The following is a 15,525-nucleotide window of genomic DNA, read 5'->3' on the forward strand; positions in this document are numbered from 1 at the left end:
AGTCGATTGACGCCCCCGCGCGCAGCAATGGAGTGACGGCAGATGAGCGCGTCGGTCATTGATTTCATCGCGACAGAAGCGCGCTTCGGGGCCCGTAATTACGAGCCGATTGGGGTCGTCCTGTCGCGTGGCGAAGGTGTCTGGGTCTGGGATACCGAAGGCAACCGGTACCTCGATTGTCTGTCCGCCTATTCGGCGGTCAGCCAGGGCCACTGCCACCCCAAGATCCTGGCGGCGATGGTCGAACAGGCGCACAGGCTGACGCTCACCTCGAGGGCCTTCCACAACGACCAGCTCGCCTTGTTCTACGAGGAGATCGCCGCGCTCACCGGTTCCCACAAGGTACTGCCGATGAACAGCGGCGCCGAGGCGGTCGAAAGCGCGATCAAGTCGGTCCGCAAATGGGGCTACGAGGTGAAAGGCGTGCCGGACGGCCAGGCCGAGATCATCGTCTGTGCCAACAATTTCCACGGACGCACGCTGGGCGTCGTCGGCTTTTCAACCGACCCCGAGACACGCGGACACTTCGGGCCGTTCGCGCCGGGCTTCAAGGTCATCCCGTTCGGCGACGCCCCGGCGCTTGCGGAAGCAATCACCCCAAACACGGTCGCCTTTCTGGTCGAGCCGATCCAGGGCGAAGCCGGTGTCGTCATTCCTCCGGCCGGCTATTTCACTGAGGTCCGGGAGCTCTGCACCGCCAACAACGTGATGCTGGTGCTCGACGAGATCCAGACCGGGCTCGGTCGCACCGGCAAGCTGCTCGCCGAACAGCACGAGGGAATTGAGGCGGACGTGACGCTGCTCGGCAAGGCCCTGTCCGGCGGCTTCTATCCGGTCTCGGCCGTGCTCTCGAACAACGACGTGCTCGGGACATTGCGACCCGGGCAGCATGGCTCCACCTTCGGCGGCAACCCGCTTGCCTGCGCCGTGGCCCGCGCGGCGATGCGCGTGCTGGTCGAGGAAGGCATGATCGAGAACGCGGCGAGGCAAGGCGCGCGCTTTCTGGAGGGCTTGAAGGACATTCGCGCCAATACGATCCGCGAGGTGCGCGGGCGCGGCCTGATGCTGGCGGTCGAGCTGCATCCCGAGGCCGGGCTGGCACGCCGCTATTGCGAGGCGCTTCAGGGCAAGGGCATCCTCGCCAAGGATACCCATGAGCATACGATCCGCATCGCCCCGCCGCTGGTGATCACAAGCGACCAGGTCGACTGGGCGCTGGAGCGGTTCGCCGCGATCCTGACGCAGGATTTCTCTTGAGACTGGCTGCGTCGGAAGATCGCAATGCCGGCTGTGACCAAGGACGAACGATTCCACAGTCTGTGCGTTGAAAGTCGTGGGCGATTACGAGTTGGGAGCTAGGATCATGCTTCCGCGTGGCGTTTGCCTGACGGCTGTTTTGGTTAGCGTCTCGATGCTGACGACGAGCGCGTCGGCTCAGGGACCTCACGGACACGGACGGGGTGGAGGACCACCAGGACCAGCCGCAGCGCCGCCATCAGCACCACCGGCCATGGCACGCCCGGCAGCACCACCACCGGCTATGGCTCGTCCAGCCGCACCGCCAGCAGCACCGCCAGCCATGGCACGTCCGGCCGCTCCGCCAGCCATGGCACGTCCGGCGGCTCCGCCAGCCATGGCACGTCCGGCGGCTCCGCCAGCCATGGCGCGTCCCGCCGCGCCGCCAGCCATGCCGCAGCGACCGGCGATGGCGCCACGTCCGGCGCCGCACATCGCCTCACCGCCACCGCGTCCGACCCCACAAATCAGTGCTCCCCGAGCCGCCCCGCAGGTGGCAGCGCCCCGCCGCGAATTCCAGCGCCCGCCGGCAGCGCCGCAACGTCCGGCGATGGCGCCGCGGCCGGCGCCGCAGATCGCCGCCCCTTCGCGCCCAAGTGCCCCCCCGGCCGTGAGCGAGCGATCGGGACCGCCGCGTGAGATGCTTTCGCGCCAATCCGCGGAACGCCAAGACCGCATCGACCGCTTGCAGCAGCGCGTGCAGCAATTGCAATCGCAGAAGCCGGAAGGCGCAAGGGCGCAGCAACAGCAGCAACGGTTGCTGCAGTCGCAGAGCCGACTTCTGGAGCGCGAGCAACGCGTGCAACAGCGTTCGCAGCAGGTGGAGCAACGGCAGCGCGACATGCTGTCGCGCCAAACAACGGAGCGCCAGGCCCGTATCGAACGTCTGCAGCAGCGGGTGCAGCAATTGCAGTCGCAAAAGCCGGAAGGCGTGCAAGCGCAACGGGCGCAGCAGCGAATGCTCCAGGCGCAAAACCGCTTGCTTGGCCGAGAGCAGCGCGCGCAGCAAATTGACCTGGCGCGCCAGCAGCGGCTTGGGCTGCAGGCTCCGGCGGAGCGCGCTCCGGCACTTGCGGCCGCTGCGCAGGCCGCCGAGCGCGGACGGTTTGCGGAACGCTTCCGCGAGCAGTCCACTGCGCTGACCCAAGCGGCTCTCGTCACGCGCCAAAGCGGCTGGGCACCCCGGCAGGCCTGGCGTCACCGTCATCCCGCGGTGTTCGTGGCTTGGCTTGGGCCCGTGTTCTGGCCTTACGCCTATTCCGACATCTTCAACTACACGTTCTGGTCCTATGGCTACGAGCCCGGATATTGGGCGTACGCCTATGACGACTTCGTCGACACCGTGTTCTGGGGCGGTGACGGCCCTTACTCCGCTTATGCCAGCACCAACCCGTATGACACTCCGCAAGCCGGCGGCGGCTACCGCGCGCGCCAGCGTGCCAGCGTGAGCCCGCAGACGCTTCAGCAATTGTGTGCCACGCCGGACAAGGGCGTGACCGCCTGGCCGCTTGCCGATATCGCACAGGCGGTGCGGCCGACGCCGGAGCAACGCGCATTGTTGGATGAGCTGAAGACGGCGGCGGCCAACGCTGCCGGTGTGTTCAAGGATTCCTGCGCGGAGACTTATGCACTGACTCCCCCTGGCCGCTTGCGCGCGATGATGAACCGCATCAGCGCGACGCTTGAAGCCGTCAAGATCGTTCGACCGGCACTGGAGAATTTCTACAACTCGCTCAGTGACGAGCAGCAGGCCCGCTTCAACGCGCTTGGCCCCAATGTCGGCGAGCGCTCGCCGCAGCAGCAGGAGGCGAGTAGCGAGGGCTGTGGCGATCCGAAGTCCGGGCTCACGCAGTTGCCGATCCAGAGGATCGAAACTGTGCTCCACCCGGCCGGCAAGCAGAAGGAGGCGCTCGACCGCCTCAGCGAAGCGACGGCGAAGGGCGTTGAGGGCTTACAGGCGGCCTGTCCGAACGATGCGCCGCTGACACCTGTCGGACGGCTGGAGACGATGCAGCATCGGCTCGAGGCCATGCTGACGGCCGCCAAGCTGGTCGAACCCGCCCTGGACGAGTTCTATGCCACGCTGAGTAGCGAGCAGAAGGCGCGCTTCAACAGGCTGCAACAGTTCGCAGCCCAATGAGGGCGTCGCGTTCCCTCGTTGCAATTTGCAGCGGTCGAACGACGTCAGGTGACGTAATCGTTCTCCAACGAAAGCAAGCCCGCGATTGAGGGAGGGATCATGACAGCCTTAGCTTCCTCCATAAAACACGATATTGCTGCGGCGTACGCCGCGTGGGACTCAGCATTCAACAAAGCAGATGCCAGGGCTATCGCGGCGACTTACGTGCCAGACGCCAAATTGTTGCCGCCAACGCATCAAGTGATATCCGGTCCGACAGAGATCGAGAGCTTCTTTGCTGGGCTGTTTTCAAGCGGATTCACCGATCACAGGTTGGTCGTCATCGACGCCGGCGGAGATGAGAAGATCGTCTACGGCACGGCCCATTGGAGCGCCAACGGTAAGACAGCGGATGGCGCCAGCCAACCTGCAGGCGGGATCGCAACCCACGTGTTTGAGCGACAGGAAGATGGTTCGCTGAAGCTGAAGCTGCATACGTTCAATTGAGCTGACCGTTGCCTGATGCGGCACGAGGAGGCTTGTCGTGGATATCGCGCAATGGCTTCGCGGTCTCGGGCTGGAGCGCTACATAAAGACCTTTTGTGACGCTGAAATCACGTCCGAGGTTTTGCCAGAACTGACCGAAGCCGACCTGCGGGAGCTTGGCTTGCCACTCGGCCCGCGCAAGGCTGTGCTAAGAGCAATCCATGCACTCGCTCCACCGATCACCCGGGTGGCGGTCGAGGCCAATCGCCCTGCCGGCTACGTGAAGCCATCGATCCCTTCGGACGCGGAGCGTCGACAGCTCACGGTCATGTTCGTCGACCTGGTCGGCTCGACTGCACTTGCTTCAGGGCGCGATCCCGAGGAGCTGCGTGACCTCTTGCAGGCCTACCACAACACCGTGGTCGGCGAGATCGACCGATTCGAAGGCCACATAGCCAAGTTCTTGGGCGATGGCGTACTCGCTTATTTCGGCTGGCCGCGGGCGCACGAAGATGAGGCGGAGCGCGCCGTTCGCGCTGGGCTTCGGGTGACCAAGGCGGTCGCATCGCTTACCGAACCCAGTGGTGCAGCGCTCGCCGCTCGCGTCGGCATCGCAACGGGTCTCGTCGTCGTCGGCGAGTTGATTGGCGAGGGAGAGGCTCGCGAGCGCGCAGTCATCGGCGAAACACCAAACTTAGCAGCCCGACTGCAGGGTTTGGCCGAGCCCAGTGACGTGGTGATTGCCGAGTCAACGCGCCGCCTACTCGGAGAAGCTTTCACATACCACGACCTCGGCAGAGTGCCTCTCAAGGGGTTCCCGGAATTGGTGCAGGCGTGGCTGGTCATTGGTGAAGGCGCAGCAGAGAGCAGGTTCGAGGCCCAGCACGGCATGGCAACGACCGCACTGGTCGGACGGAATGAAGAACTTGCATTGCTCTTGGACCGCTGGGAGCAGGCAAAGGAGCGGGAAGGACAGATCGTCCTGCTCGGCGGCGAAGCCGGCATTGGCAAGTCGCGGCTCGTGCGAGCCTTACGCGACCAAGTCGCACGTGTGCCGCACACGCCACTGAGCCATTTCTGTTCACCATTTCATACCAACACCGCATTGTATCCCGTCGTTGGCCTCCTTGAACGAGCAGCGGCAATACGGCGGGAGGACGCTTCCGACGAACAGCTCGACAAGCTCGAGGCCATGCTCGCGCTTGGTACGGACGATGTGCAGGAGAGCGCGCCGATTCTCGCGGACCTCTTGGCAATCCCGACACGGGACAGATACCCACCCCTTGCACTTAGTCCACACCAGAAGAAGGAGCGAACATTCCAGGCCCTTCTGGAACAGATACAAGGCTTGGCGGCAAGACAGCCGGTCCTTGCCATTTACGAGGACGTCCATTGGGCGGACCCTACCATGCTCGAATTTCTCGATCGGCTTGTCGACGAGATGCAGCGGCTTCCGATCTTGATGATCATTACCTTCCGGCCCGAGTTCGTTCCGCGCTGGACGGGTCATGGACACGTGACAGCGCTCTTTCTAAGCCGATTAGGACGTAGGCAAGGGGCGGCAGTCGTTGACCGGATTACGGGCGGCAAGATACTCCCCCAGGAGGTGCTTGAGCAGATTTTGGCCAAGACCGATGGCGTGCCGTTGTTCGTCGAGGAGCTCACCAAGGCCGTCGTGGAATCCGGACTGCTCAAAGACCACGGCAGCCGCTATGAATTGATCGGCCCGCTGCCGCCGCTAGCGATTCCGACGACGCTGCAGGACTCGTTGATGGCCCGCCTTGATCGGTTGGCGCCGGTCAAGGAGGTTGCCCAGATTGCAGCTTGCATCGGACGCGAATTCGGACACGATCTTCTCCGCTCCGTAACGGCGCTCGACGAACACGCGCTCCAGCATGCTCTCAATGATCTATTGGCGGCGGAACTGATATTCCGTCGTGGCGTGCCTCCGAATGTTGGCTACAGCTTCAAACATGCGCTGGTGCAGGACATCGCGCACGAGAGTCTTCTAAAGAGCAAGCGGCAGCAGATCCATGCCCGCATAGCTGCAGCTCTCGAACAACATTACCCTGCCCGTGCTGAGGCAGAGCCGGAGACGATCGCTCTGCATCTCACCGAGGGTGGACTGGTAGGAAAGGCGGTGGACTATTGGCTGCGGGCCGGCCGCATTGCGGCTGGGCGTTCCGCAAATCTCGAAGCGATCACTCATCTCACAAGGGGGCTGGAGGCGCTCAAGTCCAATCCACCAGGCCCGGAGCGCGATCGTCAGGAACTCGCTTTGCAAACAGCAATCGGAGGTCCACTGATTGCCATCCACGGATACACGGCTCCGCAGCTTGGCACAGCCTTCAACAGGGCTCATGCGCTCTGCTATGAACTCGACGACACGGGTGCGTTGTTCTCCACCCTTAGCGGCAAATTCATCTTCCACTTCGTGCGCGGCGACTTTGCTGCCATGCAGAGCCTCGTTGCCGAAACGCAGCGCGCCGCCGAGCGCACCAGTGACACAGCACTGGAACTAGCTGCGCATCGTCTGGCTGCGCTCACCGCCATGCACGCCGGTGATTTTCTGACCGCACGCTCGGAGTTCGAAACGATCTTGAGGCGCTATCAACCAGGGGCGCATCGGCCGCCGCCTGTGCACTACGTACATGACCCGAAGGCCTCGGCGCTACCCTACTTGGCGATTGTGCTTTGGATTCTGGGTTACCCCGAACAGGCTCAGCGGACTAGCCGTGCCGCATCTCAATACGCTATTGAGTTGAATCAGACGAACCTTACCGCGCATGTGCAGGTCTATGCCGGGGCGGCCACTGCGGAGCTAATGGGTGACGTGGCGGCCGTCAAAGCGCACGCCGAGTCCATCATCGATCTCGCCGATCAGAACAGCTTGAACTATTGGCGCGAGAGCGGCCTCATCCTGCGGGGCTGGGCCATGGCCCAAGAGGGCAACGTGGAGGGCGGCCTGGCGCTCATGCGCCTCAGTCTGAACGAGCGGAACAGGCTCGGAGCCAGTTGGTACCAGGTTCGGTACTTATGGATGCTCGCGGCCACCTACCTCCACTTAGGTGACTACGACAACGGCGTCGCTGCCCTTGCCGAAGCAAAGGTCCTTGCCGCGCGCAGTGACGAGCATATGTGGGAGGCAGAACTTGCATGCATCGATGGCGAACTGCACCGGATTCGTGGTGCTCCAGCTGACGAGGTCGAGGGGTATTTGCAAACTGCACTCAAGGTCGCCCAAAGCCAGAGCGCAAAGTCCTTTGAATTACGTGCCGCAATGAGTTTGGCTCGGCTTTGGCACGACCAGGGTAGGATAGCCGACGCGCGGTGCCTTCTTGGCTCGGTTTACGGCTGGTTTACGGAAGGCTTCGAAACGCCGGACCTTCGTTCCGCCAAGGCGCTCATGGAGGAGCTTTCCCGATCATGATCGCGCGCCTTTTCAAGCTTCAGACGTTGCCATCCAACGAGCACACGGGCGATACGGCAACCCTGTACTTGCGTTATTGGATCTGAACATGAGGCAATTCCGCTGTGGGTCACAAGCAGTGCTGCTCTGGACGATCAGCCCGACCTTCCTTTAATGAGTACACGGCCTTTCCTCACGCGGCGGAAATCGGCTTCCGCTCAGCACTTCGCATCTGTGATCGCTTGAGGCTGCTCTACCTCATTCAAGACGATGGCGTTGCACTGTTGGAAATGGGAAGATTGCTCGAGGTCAGCCAGATGATCCCAGTATTCTGCCTCTGCGAGCAGCTTCCATTTGTTCATGCTGTTGTACGCGGCCTGTTGACGGCACAGTGAGCTCATCGCACGCAAGCGTCGCACTTTCTCCACTGCGAACCTCCCTCCGCGCCTGCTTGGTCGCAAGCGCATTTGTGTCGGCAGAGCTTCGCAGATCGAACTGACGAGTGATAGTCCGGGATTCGACGGTAAAATCGATGATAGCGCAATCGTCTGACTTTTCACGAGACCCTTCGAGGCAACTACACCACCGTCCGATGTCGCTGGATGCAAGTCTTCAGCACCTCGTCCATCGGCTTGCCCCACCAATCGTTGGAGAAGATCTCGATCTCGGAATAGCCGGCAAAGCCCTGCGCTTCGACGGCCTTGCGCACCGATTTAATGTCGATGACGCCGTCGCCCATCATGCCGCGGTCGTTGAGGATGTCCCTGGTCGGCACCAGCCAGTCGCAGACGTGGAACGCGAGCAGGCGATCCCGGCCGGCGCGTGCGATCTGGTCCATCAGCTCCGGGTCCCACCAGATGTGATAGACGTCGAGCGCGACGCCGAGCATGCCGGTGCGGCCGGGATCGAGCCGGTCGCAGATATCGAGCGCCTGCTTGGTTGTGTTCACGCAGGCGCGGTCGGCCGCATAGGCCGGATGCAACGGCTCGATCGCCAACGGCAGCTTGGCTTGCCTCGCGTAGTCGAGCATGTCAGCGAGCGCTTCCTCGACCTGCCCGCGCGCTGCCACCAGATCCTTCGAAGCCTCACTGCCCGGCCGCGAGTATTGCGGCAGGCCGCCGACGACGAGGACGATACAGGGCGCGCCCAGTGCCTTGGCTTCATCGACACAGCGCCTGTTATCGTCGCGCACTTCGCCCCGGCGCGAGACATCCGAGGTGAACATGCCGCCGCGGCAATAGCCTGAGAGATCAAGGCCAGCCTCGCGCACCGCGCGCGCGGCGCGGCCGAGACCGACGTTCGCGACCTGGTCGCGCCAGGGATCGATGGCTCGGATGCCGTGACGTGCGCAGGCATCAATAATCTCGATGAGGTCACCCTGGTTGCGGACGGTCGCCGTGTTCAGCGACAGCCAGCGGTGATCGGACGAAAAATCGCGCATCAGGCTTCAAGTCCATGCGAGGCCAGCACGGTTTTCATCCGTTGCGTCGCGAGTTCAGGATTGGCGAGCAGGCCGGCCTTGTCAGCGAGACGGAACAGCTCGGCCAAATGCAGCGTGGACCGCGTGCTCTCCTGTCCCCCGACCATGGTGAAATGATCCTGGTGGCCGTTGAGGTAGGCCATGAAGACGACGCCGGTCTTATAGAACCGAGTCGGCGCCTTGAAGATATGACGCGACAGCGGCACCGTCGGGCCCAGCACGTCGTGGAAGCCAGCCTCGTCGCCTGCCGCCAGCCGCGACAGCGCGTAGGACGCCGCCGGCGCGATCGCATCGAAGATACCGAGCAGCGCGTGCGAAAAGCCCTGTTCGTCGCCGGCGATCAGCTCCGCGTAGTTGAAATCGTCGCCGGTATACATCTTGATCCGCTTGTCCAGACGCCGACGCATGTCGATCTCACGCTGCTTGTCGAGCAGCGAGACCTTGACGCCGTCGACCTTGGCGGCATTGCCGTTGATGATGGCGACGGCAATGTCCATGGCCTTGTCGAGATCCCTCGTGCCCCAATAGCCCGCCAGCGCCGGATCGAACATGTCGCCGAGCCAGTGGATGATGACGGGCTCACGGACTTGCGAGAGCACGCGGTCATAGACTTTGGCGTAATCGTCGGCATTGCGACCGAGTTTTGCGAGGGCCCGCGAGGCCATCAGGATGATGCGGCCGCCGACTTTCTCCACCGCCGAGATCTGCTCTTCATAGGCGCGGATCACGTCGTCGAGGCTCCCAGCGTCCTCGACCGCGAGATGATCGGTGCCTGCACCGGAGAACACCAGCGCATTGCGCCGCTTGGCGGCGGCGACCGAGCGCGTGATCAGCTCCAGCGAGGTCGGCCAGTCCAGCCCCATGCCGCGCTGCGCGGTGTCCATGGCTTCGGCAACGCCGAGGCCGAGGTCCCAGACGTGCTCGCGGAAGGCGATGGTCTTGTCCCAGTCGACCGCAACCGACAGCCAGGGATCGTTGTCGGCGAAGGGATCGGCGACCGTGTGCACGGCCGAGAAGGCGATGCGGTTCAGCGGCCCTTCGAGCCTTGCGGGGAACGTGCGCGAGGCCGCGAGCCGATAGGTCTCGATCGAGCGATCGGCTTTGGGCAGCTTCAGCGACAGGGATGACATCGGTTGGACTGGCTTGTTCATTTTGGTCCTCTCTCCGTCATTGCGAGGAGCGAAGCGACGAAGCAATCCAGGGTCTTTCCGCGGAGGCAGTCTGGATTGCTTCGCTTCGCTCGCAATGACGAAATCATGAGCATCGGAATGTCACACTTTGATGGGCGCGACGTCGATCCAGCGCCGCTCCTTCCAGCTCTTCAGCGCGCATTCGGCGAGCTGAACGCCCTTGGCGCCTTCGAGCAGTGTGAACTTGTAAGGGGCGTCCTCGTAGACGTGGCGGATGAACATCTCCCATTGCTCCCTAAAGCCGTTGTCGTAGGTGACGTTGTCGGGCAGCTTCTGCCAGTCGCCGTAGAAGTCGTGCAGCCGCTTCTCGTCGGGATTCCACACCGGGCGCGGTGTCGCCTGCCGCGCCTGGATCATGCAATCGGTGAGGCCCGCGACCGCCGAGCCGAGCGTGCCGTCGACCTGAAAGGTGACGAGGTCGTCGCGATAGACCCGCGTCACCCAGGACATGTTGATGTGGGCGATGATGCCGCCCTCCAGCTGGAACGTGGCGTAGGCGGAATCGTCCGCGGTTGCCTTGTACTTCTGGCCCTGCTCGTCGAAACGCTCGGGGATATCGGTGTTGCCGATGCAGCTGACGCTCTGGACGTTGCCGAAGAGGTTGTCGAGCACGTAGCGCCAATGGCAGACCATGTCGAGGATGATGCCGCCGCCATCCTCGTCGCGATAGTTCCAGGAGGGCCGCTGCGCCTCCTGCCAGCCGCCTTCGAACACCCAATAGCCGAACTCGCCGCGCACCGAGAGGATGCGGCCGAAGAAGCCGGAATCGCGCAGGAAAGCGATCTTCTTCAGCCCCGGCAGAAACAGCTTATCCTGCACCGTGCCGTGCTTGACGCCCTTGGCATTGGCGAGCTTCACGACCTCGACCGCTTCCTCGAAATTCGTCGCAATCGGCTTCTCGCAATACACGTGCTTGCCGGCGTTGATGGCCTGGGTCAGCAGGCCGGGACGGGCCTGCGTCGTCGCGGCGTCGAAGAACATAGTGTCGTTCTTGTCGGCGAGCGCGGCATCGAGATCGGTGGTCCAGCGCGTGATGTTGTAGCGTTTGGCCAGCGCCTCGACCTTGTCGGCGCTGCGGCCGACCAGGATCGGGTCGGGCATGACACGGTCACCGTTCTTCAGGCGCACGCCGCCCTGGTCGCGGATCGCGACGATCGAGCGGATCAGATGCTGGTTGAGCCCCATCCGGCCGGTGACGCCGTTCATGATGAGGCCGAGGCGTTGGGTGGTCATGCCAATTGCTCCTGAGATCTTGGCTGGGCGAGCGGGCGCAATGCCGACCAGTCCGGATGGACCGACGAGGCGAAGCCCGCGCAATGAAGCGATCCCGTCAGGAGATCGCCGTCGTGAATGGAGAGCCGGATGCCCCGCCTGGCATCGGCATAGAGATCGGGATGCGCGGCGGCGAAGGCCTGAGCTTCTGCTATGGGCGTTTCACCGAAGCCATCGACGTAGTGGTGGCCGTTGCGCTCGGCGTGGGTGACGCCGATGAAGGCACCGAGCGCAAGATCCTGCTGCACGGCAAGGCCGGCCTGGCAGGTGAGGTCCTCACCAGTGATGAAGAAGGCTTCGCCTTGCGCGCTCCATTTCGCCACACGCGTGGCGTTGATGATGGACTTGTAAAGTCCCTTGCAAGATTTCGAGGAGATGCCGCGATAGCCGAGCGCCCGTGCTGCCGGGAACGCGTCGTAGGAATCGTCGGCTTCGTCGATGATGAAGCCGCGCGCGGCGAGCGAGCCGAGCGGCGATTGCCGCGTGATGTCGCGCGGCATCGGCTGTTCGACATAGAGCAGGCGCGTTGAGATCGGGCGCAGCGTGGCGTCATGATCGAGCCGGTCCATCAGGGCCTGTAACGCGGCGAGATCCGCGTATTGCTCGTTGGCATCGAGCGTCACCTTGTAGTCGCGCCCGAGCGCGTCGAGCTCCTTGCCGATCCGGGTGAGCCGCGCCGCATCGGCAGCCGGATCGCCGGACAGCTTGAGCTTGAAGTAGCGCGCACCGGTATTCTCGCGCGGGTCGACAACGCCGCCCTCGCCTTCTACGACGTCGTCAAGGCCGACCGTATGCCTTATGGCAACACGCTGCAGCGGCATCCGTCCGGAGAGAAACGTCCTGATGTCCCGCTCGCTCAGGTCAGGAGAAAGCCGCGCATCGACGCTGGGGATGTTCGCGGCCATCCCGTCAAAGAAACTGCTCTCCACGCCGCGGAGCAGCGCGTCGAGGATCGCTTTGTCGATTTCCGCGGTGCCATAAGTCGCAGCCAGCGCCGGAATATTCTTCTTCGCGCAGGTCGCGATCTGGGCACCGATGCAGGAGGCATGCAGATCGAACGCCGTCTGGAAGCCGGTCCGTGCCAGATAGAGTCCGCGCGCGATCTCCAGCGACCGACGCAACTCGTCCACCGTCTGCGCTGGCGACAGCTCCGGCCGCTTGTCGAACCACTTTGGTACCAGCAGCTCGGCGCTGGCACCGACGGCGGTGCCCCGGCCCTCGACCTCGATCTCGGCCCGCACGAACAGCTGCGGCGTCGCGTTGATCGTGATCGCACCGAAGCGGAACGGCCGCGCGAACTGCACGGGACGTTCGAAGAAGGCGATGTCTCGCAGCTTCAGGCGCACCGACATAGTCCTATGAAGGTCGTCGTGCCCGGGCTTGTCCCGGGCATCCACGTTCTTTGCCAGGCGGAGCGAGACGTGGATGGCCGGGACAAGCCCGGCCATGACGGCCGAAAGTTCGGAGTTGACGCCATCGCCCTAATCCAGCGCGCCCTGCGAGAAGAAATGCTTGCGGATGCGCTGCACCAGCTCCGTAAACACCGGGTCTGCCATCGCGTCGAGCGAGCGCGGGCGCGGCAGCGGCACGTCGTAGATCGCGGCGATCGCGCCGGGGCGCTCGGTCATGACCAGCACGCGGTCGGCGAGGAACACGGCTTCCGGAATCGAATGCGTGATCAAGAGTACGGTCTTCTTCGTCTCGCGCTGGATCCGCATCAATTCGACATTCATGCGCTCGCGTGTCAGCGCGTCGAGCGCGCCGAACGGCTCATCCATCAGCATGATCTTCGGATCATGCACCAGCGCGCGGCAGATCGAGGCGCGCTGCTGCATGCCACCGGAGAGCTGCCAGGGCAGCTTCTTCTCGAAGCCTTCGAGGCCGACCAGCTTCAGCAGCGACTTGGCGCGGTCGAGATATTCCTGGCGCGGCAGCCGCTTCATGTCGATCGGCAGCATCACGTTAGAGAGGATGTTGCGCCAGGGCAGCAGCAGCGCGTTCTGGAACACGATGCCGACATTGCCGTGCGGCGTCGTCACCTTCTGGCCCTCGACCAGGATCTCGCCCGTGGTCGGCGCCAGCAGACCCGAGATCAATTTGAGCAGCGTCGACTTGCCGCAACCGGATGGGCCGACCACGACGAAGAACTCGCCGTCATTGATGTGGAAGTCGAGCGGCCGCAGCGACGGCACATCGCCGTCGCGCGTCCGGTAGGTCTTCGACACGCCCGACAGCTTGATGCCCGACGCATCGCCGGCAGCCCGGTCGCTCACCAGTCTCAGATGAGCGGCCGACTGCGCGGTTTCACTCATGACAGTCGCAGGTTTCACGAGCCGCTCTTCGGCAGGTAATCGCTGGTGTAGAAAGCCTTCGGGTTCTCCTTGGCCTTGGCGTCGAGGCCGCCATATTCGACCAGCAGGTTGACGGTCTCGGTCATGTTCTGGTCGGTGACCTGGAACGGCCGCTTGCCCTTGGTCTCCGCGGTCCGGTAGAGCGGGATGGTCAGCTCAAAACCCTGCGTCAGCGTGTCGATCTTGCCGCCCTTGGGGTTGGCATCGAGGGTCGATTGCGCCGCCGCCTTCGGCTCCTTCTCGGCAGCTTCGACCGCCTTGGTCGTCGCCGACATGAAGCGGCGGACGAGGTCCGCATTGGCCTTCACGTAGTCGGTGTTGGCGATGACGCCCGAGGAGACCATGTTGATGCCGTAGTCGGCGAACTTGATCGGATAGACATCCTTGCCGGTGGCGTCCTTGATCTTCATCGACTGGTCCATGACGTAGCCGAGCAGGAGATCGGCCTGGCCGTTGATGACGGCGTTGAGCTTGGTCTGGCCGTCGCCGGCGACGGTCTTGAAGTCGCTTTCCTTCAGGCCGGTCTTCTTCAGGAACAGCGGCCAGATCTGCGTCATGGAATCGGCCGGCGTGATCGCCACCGTCTTGCCCTTGATGTCTTCAGGCTTCCTGATGTTCTTGTCGGCGAAGCCCATGGCGGACATCGGGCTCGTTTGCAGCAGCACGCCGGTTGCGACCACGGGCGCGCCCTTGATCGCGGCGCGCATCATGGTGGGGACGTCGACATAGCCGAAGTCCGCGGTCTTGGCGGCAACCGCCTGCGTGGTCGCAGCCGAGCCGCGGCCTTCCTGGATCTCGAGCTCGATGCCTTCGGCGGCGTAGATGCCCTTGGCCTTGCCGTAATAGAACGGCGCGTGCTCGCCATAGACGTACCAGTTCAGCATCAGCACGACTTTGTCGGCTGCCTGCGCCGGCATGGCTGCGAACGCCATCAGTGCTAAGGATGCAGCTCCAATCAACCGCTTCATCGTTTCTCTCCCTTGCCGTTGGTTGCGTCGGCCGTTGGTGGCCGCTCGTTGCTTTAGTCAGGATGCAAAGATCACGTCCTCGCGCTGGCTGACATGCCAGGGAATGACCAGCTTCTCGATCCGGTCGACGATCCAGAACAGGATCACGCCGAGCAGCGCCAGGATCACCAGCGCCGCGAACATGGTCGGCAGGTCGAACGTGCCGATCGAGCGCTGCATCACGTAGCCGATGCCGGAATTGGAGCCGACGAATTCACCGACCACCGCGCCGACCACGGCCAGCGTCACCGAGACTTTGAGGCCGGAGAAGATCGCCGGCAGCGCATGCGGCAGATTCACCGCGCGGAACACCTGCAGGCGGCTGCCCTGCATGGCACGGGCGAGATCGACCATGTCGGGGTCGACCGACTTGAAGCCTTGCACCGCGGAGACCACCACTGGGAAAAAGCCGAGCAGGAACGCCGAGATCACCTTGGGAATGATGCCGAAACCGAACCAGACCACGAACAGCGGTGCGATCGCGATCTTCGGCACCGATTGCGAGAACACCAGCAGCGGATAGACGTAGCTCTCCACCGTCTTCGAGCCCGCGATCAGCATCGCGACGGGAATGCCGAACAGTGCCGACAGCAGGAAGCCGCAGACGGTCGCATAGGTGGTCGGCCAGGACTGGCGCAGCAGCTCCGGCCATTCGGTGCGCAGCACGGCGACGACATCGAGCGGCGCCGGGATTTGGTACGCGGGGATTCTGAACAACCGGATCGCGAGATCCCAGGCGACGACGATGAAGACCAGGAACAAGAACGGCCGAACCCAGGCTGCATTCAGCAGCTTGGAAACAGCGTTTTGCGGCTTCGGCTCGGCCAATTTTCACTCCCGGCAGTCTTCTTCATTATGGGGAGAAATTAACCCGTTGGATAAATACTGTCCAGAGCTTTTCCTGTGACGTTTTGC

General features: G+C 63.3%; 12 protein-coding genes. 4 read left to right on the forward strand and 8 right to left on the reverse strand.

Features of this window, described 5'->3' with window-relative positions:
• The first annotated feature begins 42 nt into the window (after positions 1 to 42).
• The gene (gene rocD / locus ACTEK7_RS10000) at positions 43 to 1,257 is read left to right on the forward strand and encodes an ornithine--oxo-acid transaminase (RefSeq protein WP_225134124.1); all 1,215 of its coding nucleotides are present in this window, start codon (positions 43 to 45) and stop codon (positions 1,255 to 1,257) included.
• A 281-nt stretch (positions 1,258 to 1,538) separates the two neighbouring features.
• On the opposite strand, the gene ACTEK7_RS10005 is transcribed toward rocD, so the two are convergent.
• Complete coding sequence (locus ACTEK7_RS10005; RefSeq protein WP_225146240.1) at positions 1,539 to 1,739, reverse strand: hypothetical protein; 201 nt, start codon at positions 1,737 to 1,739, stop codon at positions 1,539 to 1,541.
• 197 nt (positions 1,740 to 1,936) lie between these two features.
• On the opposite strand from ACTEK7_RS10005, the gene ACTEK7_RS10010 reads away from it, so the two are divergent.
• From ACTEK7_RS10010 to ACTEK7_RS10020, 3 genes are all read left to right on the forward strand, one after another.
• Positions 1,937 to 3,436 carry a Spy/CpxP family protein refolding chaperone gene (locus ACTEK7_RS10010; protein WP_225146234.1) on the forward strand — a complete coding sequence of 500 codons (1,500 nt, stop codon included), beginning with the start codon at positions 1,937 to 1,939 and terminating at the stop codon, positions 3,434 to 3,436.
• A gap of 99 nt (positions 3,437 to 3,535) precedes the next feature.
• Positions 3,536 to 3,922, forward strand: a complete 387-nt coding sequence (locus ACTEK7_RS10015; RefSeq protein ID WP_225146106.1) for a YybH family protein — start codon at positions 3,536 to 3,538, stop codon at positions 3,920 to 3,922.
• 37 nt (positions 3,923 to 3,959) lie between these two features.
• Entirely contained in the window at positions 3,960 to 7,331 is a 3,372-nt protein-coding gene (locus ACTEK7_RS10020; protein WP_225146107.1) for an AAA family ATPase, read from the forward strand.
• A gap of 556 nt (positions 7,332 to 7,887) precedes the next feature.
• Here ACTEK7_RS10020 and ACTEK7_RS10025 read toward each other — a convergent pair.
• The 7 genes from ACTEK7_RS10025 to ACTEK7_RS10055 all read right to left on the reverse strand — a co-directional run bounded on the left by ACTEK7_RS10025 (position 7,888) and on the right by ACTEK7_RS10055 (position 15,438).
• Positions 7,888 to 8,751 carry a sugar phosphate isomerase/epimerase family protein gene (locus tag ACTEK7_RS10025; RefSeq protein ID WP_225146109.1) on the reverse strand — a complete coding sequence of 288 codons (864 nt, stop codon included), beginning with the start codon at positions 8,749 to 8,751 and terminating at the stop codon, positions 7,888 to 7,890.
• Positions 8,751 to 9,941 (reverse strand): dihydrodipicolinate synthase family protein, encoded by a 1,191-nt coding sequence (locus ACTEK7_RS10030; protein ID WP_225146110.1) that lies wholly within the window; start codon positions 9,939 to 9,941, stop codon positions 8,751 to 8,753. Before ACTEK7_RS10030 ends, ACTEK7_RS10025 begins: the two co-directional genes overlap by 1 nt.
• Positions 9,942 to 10,061: 120 nt before the next feature.
• A complete protein-coding gene (locus tag ACTEK7_RS10035) occupies positions 10,062 to 11,213 on the reverse strand; it encodes a Gfo/Idh/MocA family protein (RefSeq protein WP_225146111.1) in 1,152 nt (383 codons plus the stop codon).
• Entirely contained in the window at positions 11,210 to 12,604 is a 1,395-nt protein-coding gene (locus tag ACTEK7_RS10040) for an enolase-like domain-containing protein (RefSeq protein WP_225146235.1), read from the reverse strand. The genes ACTEK7_RS10035 and ACTEK7_RS10040 overlap by 4 nt, the downstream gene beginning before the upstream one ends.
• A 129-nt stretch (positions 12,605 to 12,733) precedes the next feature.
• The gene (locus tag ACTEK7_RS10045; RefSeq protein ID WP_192893460.1) at positions 12,734 to 13,564 is read right to left on the reverse strand and encodes an ABC transporter ATP-binding protein; all 831 of its coding nucleotides are present in this window, start codon (positions 13,562 to 13,564) and stop codon (positions 12,734 to 12,736) included.
• A 14-nt stretch (positions 13,565 to 13,578) separates the two neighbouring features.
• Positions 13,579 to 14,571, reverse strand: a complete 993-nt coding sequence (locus ACTEK7_RS10050; protein WP_225146112.1) for an ABC transporter substrate-binding protein — start codon at positions 14,569 to 14,571, stop codon at positions 13,579 to 13,581.
• Positions 14,572 to 14,628: 57 nt separating this feature from the next.
• The gene (locus tag ACTEK7_RS10055; protein WP_109144530.1) at positions 14,629 to 15,438 is read right to left on the reverse strand and encodes an ABC transporter permease; all 810 of its coding nucleotides are present in this window, start codon (positions 15,436 to 15,438) and stop codon (positions 14,629 to 14,631) included.
• Positions 15,439 to 15,525: the final 87 nt, after the last annotated feature.

It is taken from the genome of Bradyrhizobium sp. JHI2711 (genome assembly GCF_056156565.1).

What these genes read in the sequence shown, in the direction of transcription:
- ACTEK7_RS10010 (WP_225146234.1), top strand. Translation starts at nt 1,937, where the DNA reads ATGCTTTCGCGCCAATCCGCGGAACGCCAAGACCGCATCGACCGCTTG.
- rocD (WP_225134124.1), top strand. Translation starts at nt 43, where the DNA reads ATGAGCGCGTCGGTCATTGATTTCATCGCGACAGAAGCGCGCTTCGGG.
- ACTEK7_RS10015 (WP_225146106.1), top strand. Translation starts at nt 3,536, where the DNA reads ATGACAGCCTTAGCTTCCTCCATAAAACACGATATTGCTGCGGCGTAC.
- ACTEK7_RS10045 (WP_192893460.1), bottom strand. Translation starts at nt 13,564, where the DNA reads ATGAGTGAAACCGCGCAGTCGGCCGCTCATCTGAGACTGGTGAGCGAC.
- ACTEK7_RS10050 (WP_225146112.1), bottom strand. Translation starts at nt 14,571, where the DNA reads ATGAAGCGGTTGATTGGAGCTGCATCCTTAGCACTGATGGCGTTCGCA.
- ACTEK7_RS10030 (WP_225146110.1), bottom strand. Translation starts at nt 9,941, where the DNA reads ATGAACAAGCCAGTCCAACCGATGTCATCCCTGTCGCTGAAGCTGCCC.
- ACTEK7_RS10040 (WP_225146235.1), bottom strand. Translation starts at nt 12,604, where the DNA reads ATGTCGGTGCGCCTGAAGCTGCGAGACATCGCCTTCTTCGAACGTCCC.
- ACTEK7_RS10025 (WP_225146109.1), bottom strand. Translation starts at nt 8,751, where the DNA reads ATGCGCGATTTTTCGTCCGATCACCGCTGGCTGTCGCTGAACACGGCG.
- ACTEK7_RS10035 (WP_225146111.1), bottom strand. Translation starts at nt 11,213, where the DNA reads ATGACCACCCAACGCCTCGGCCTCATCATGAACGGCGTCACCGGCCGG.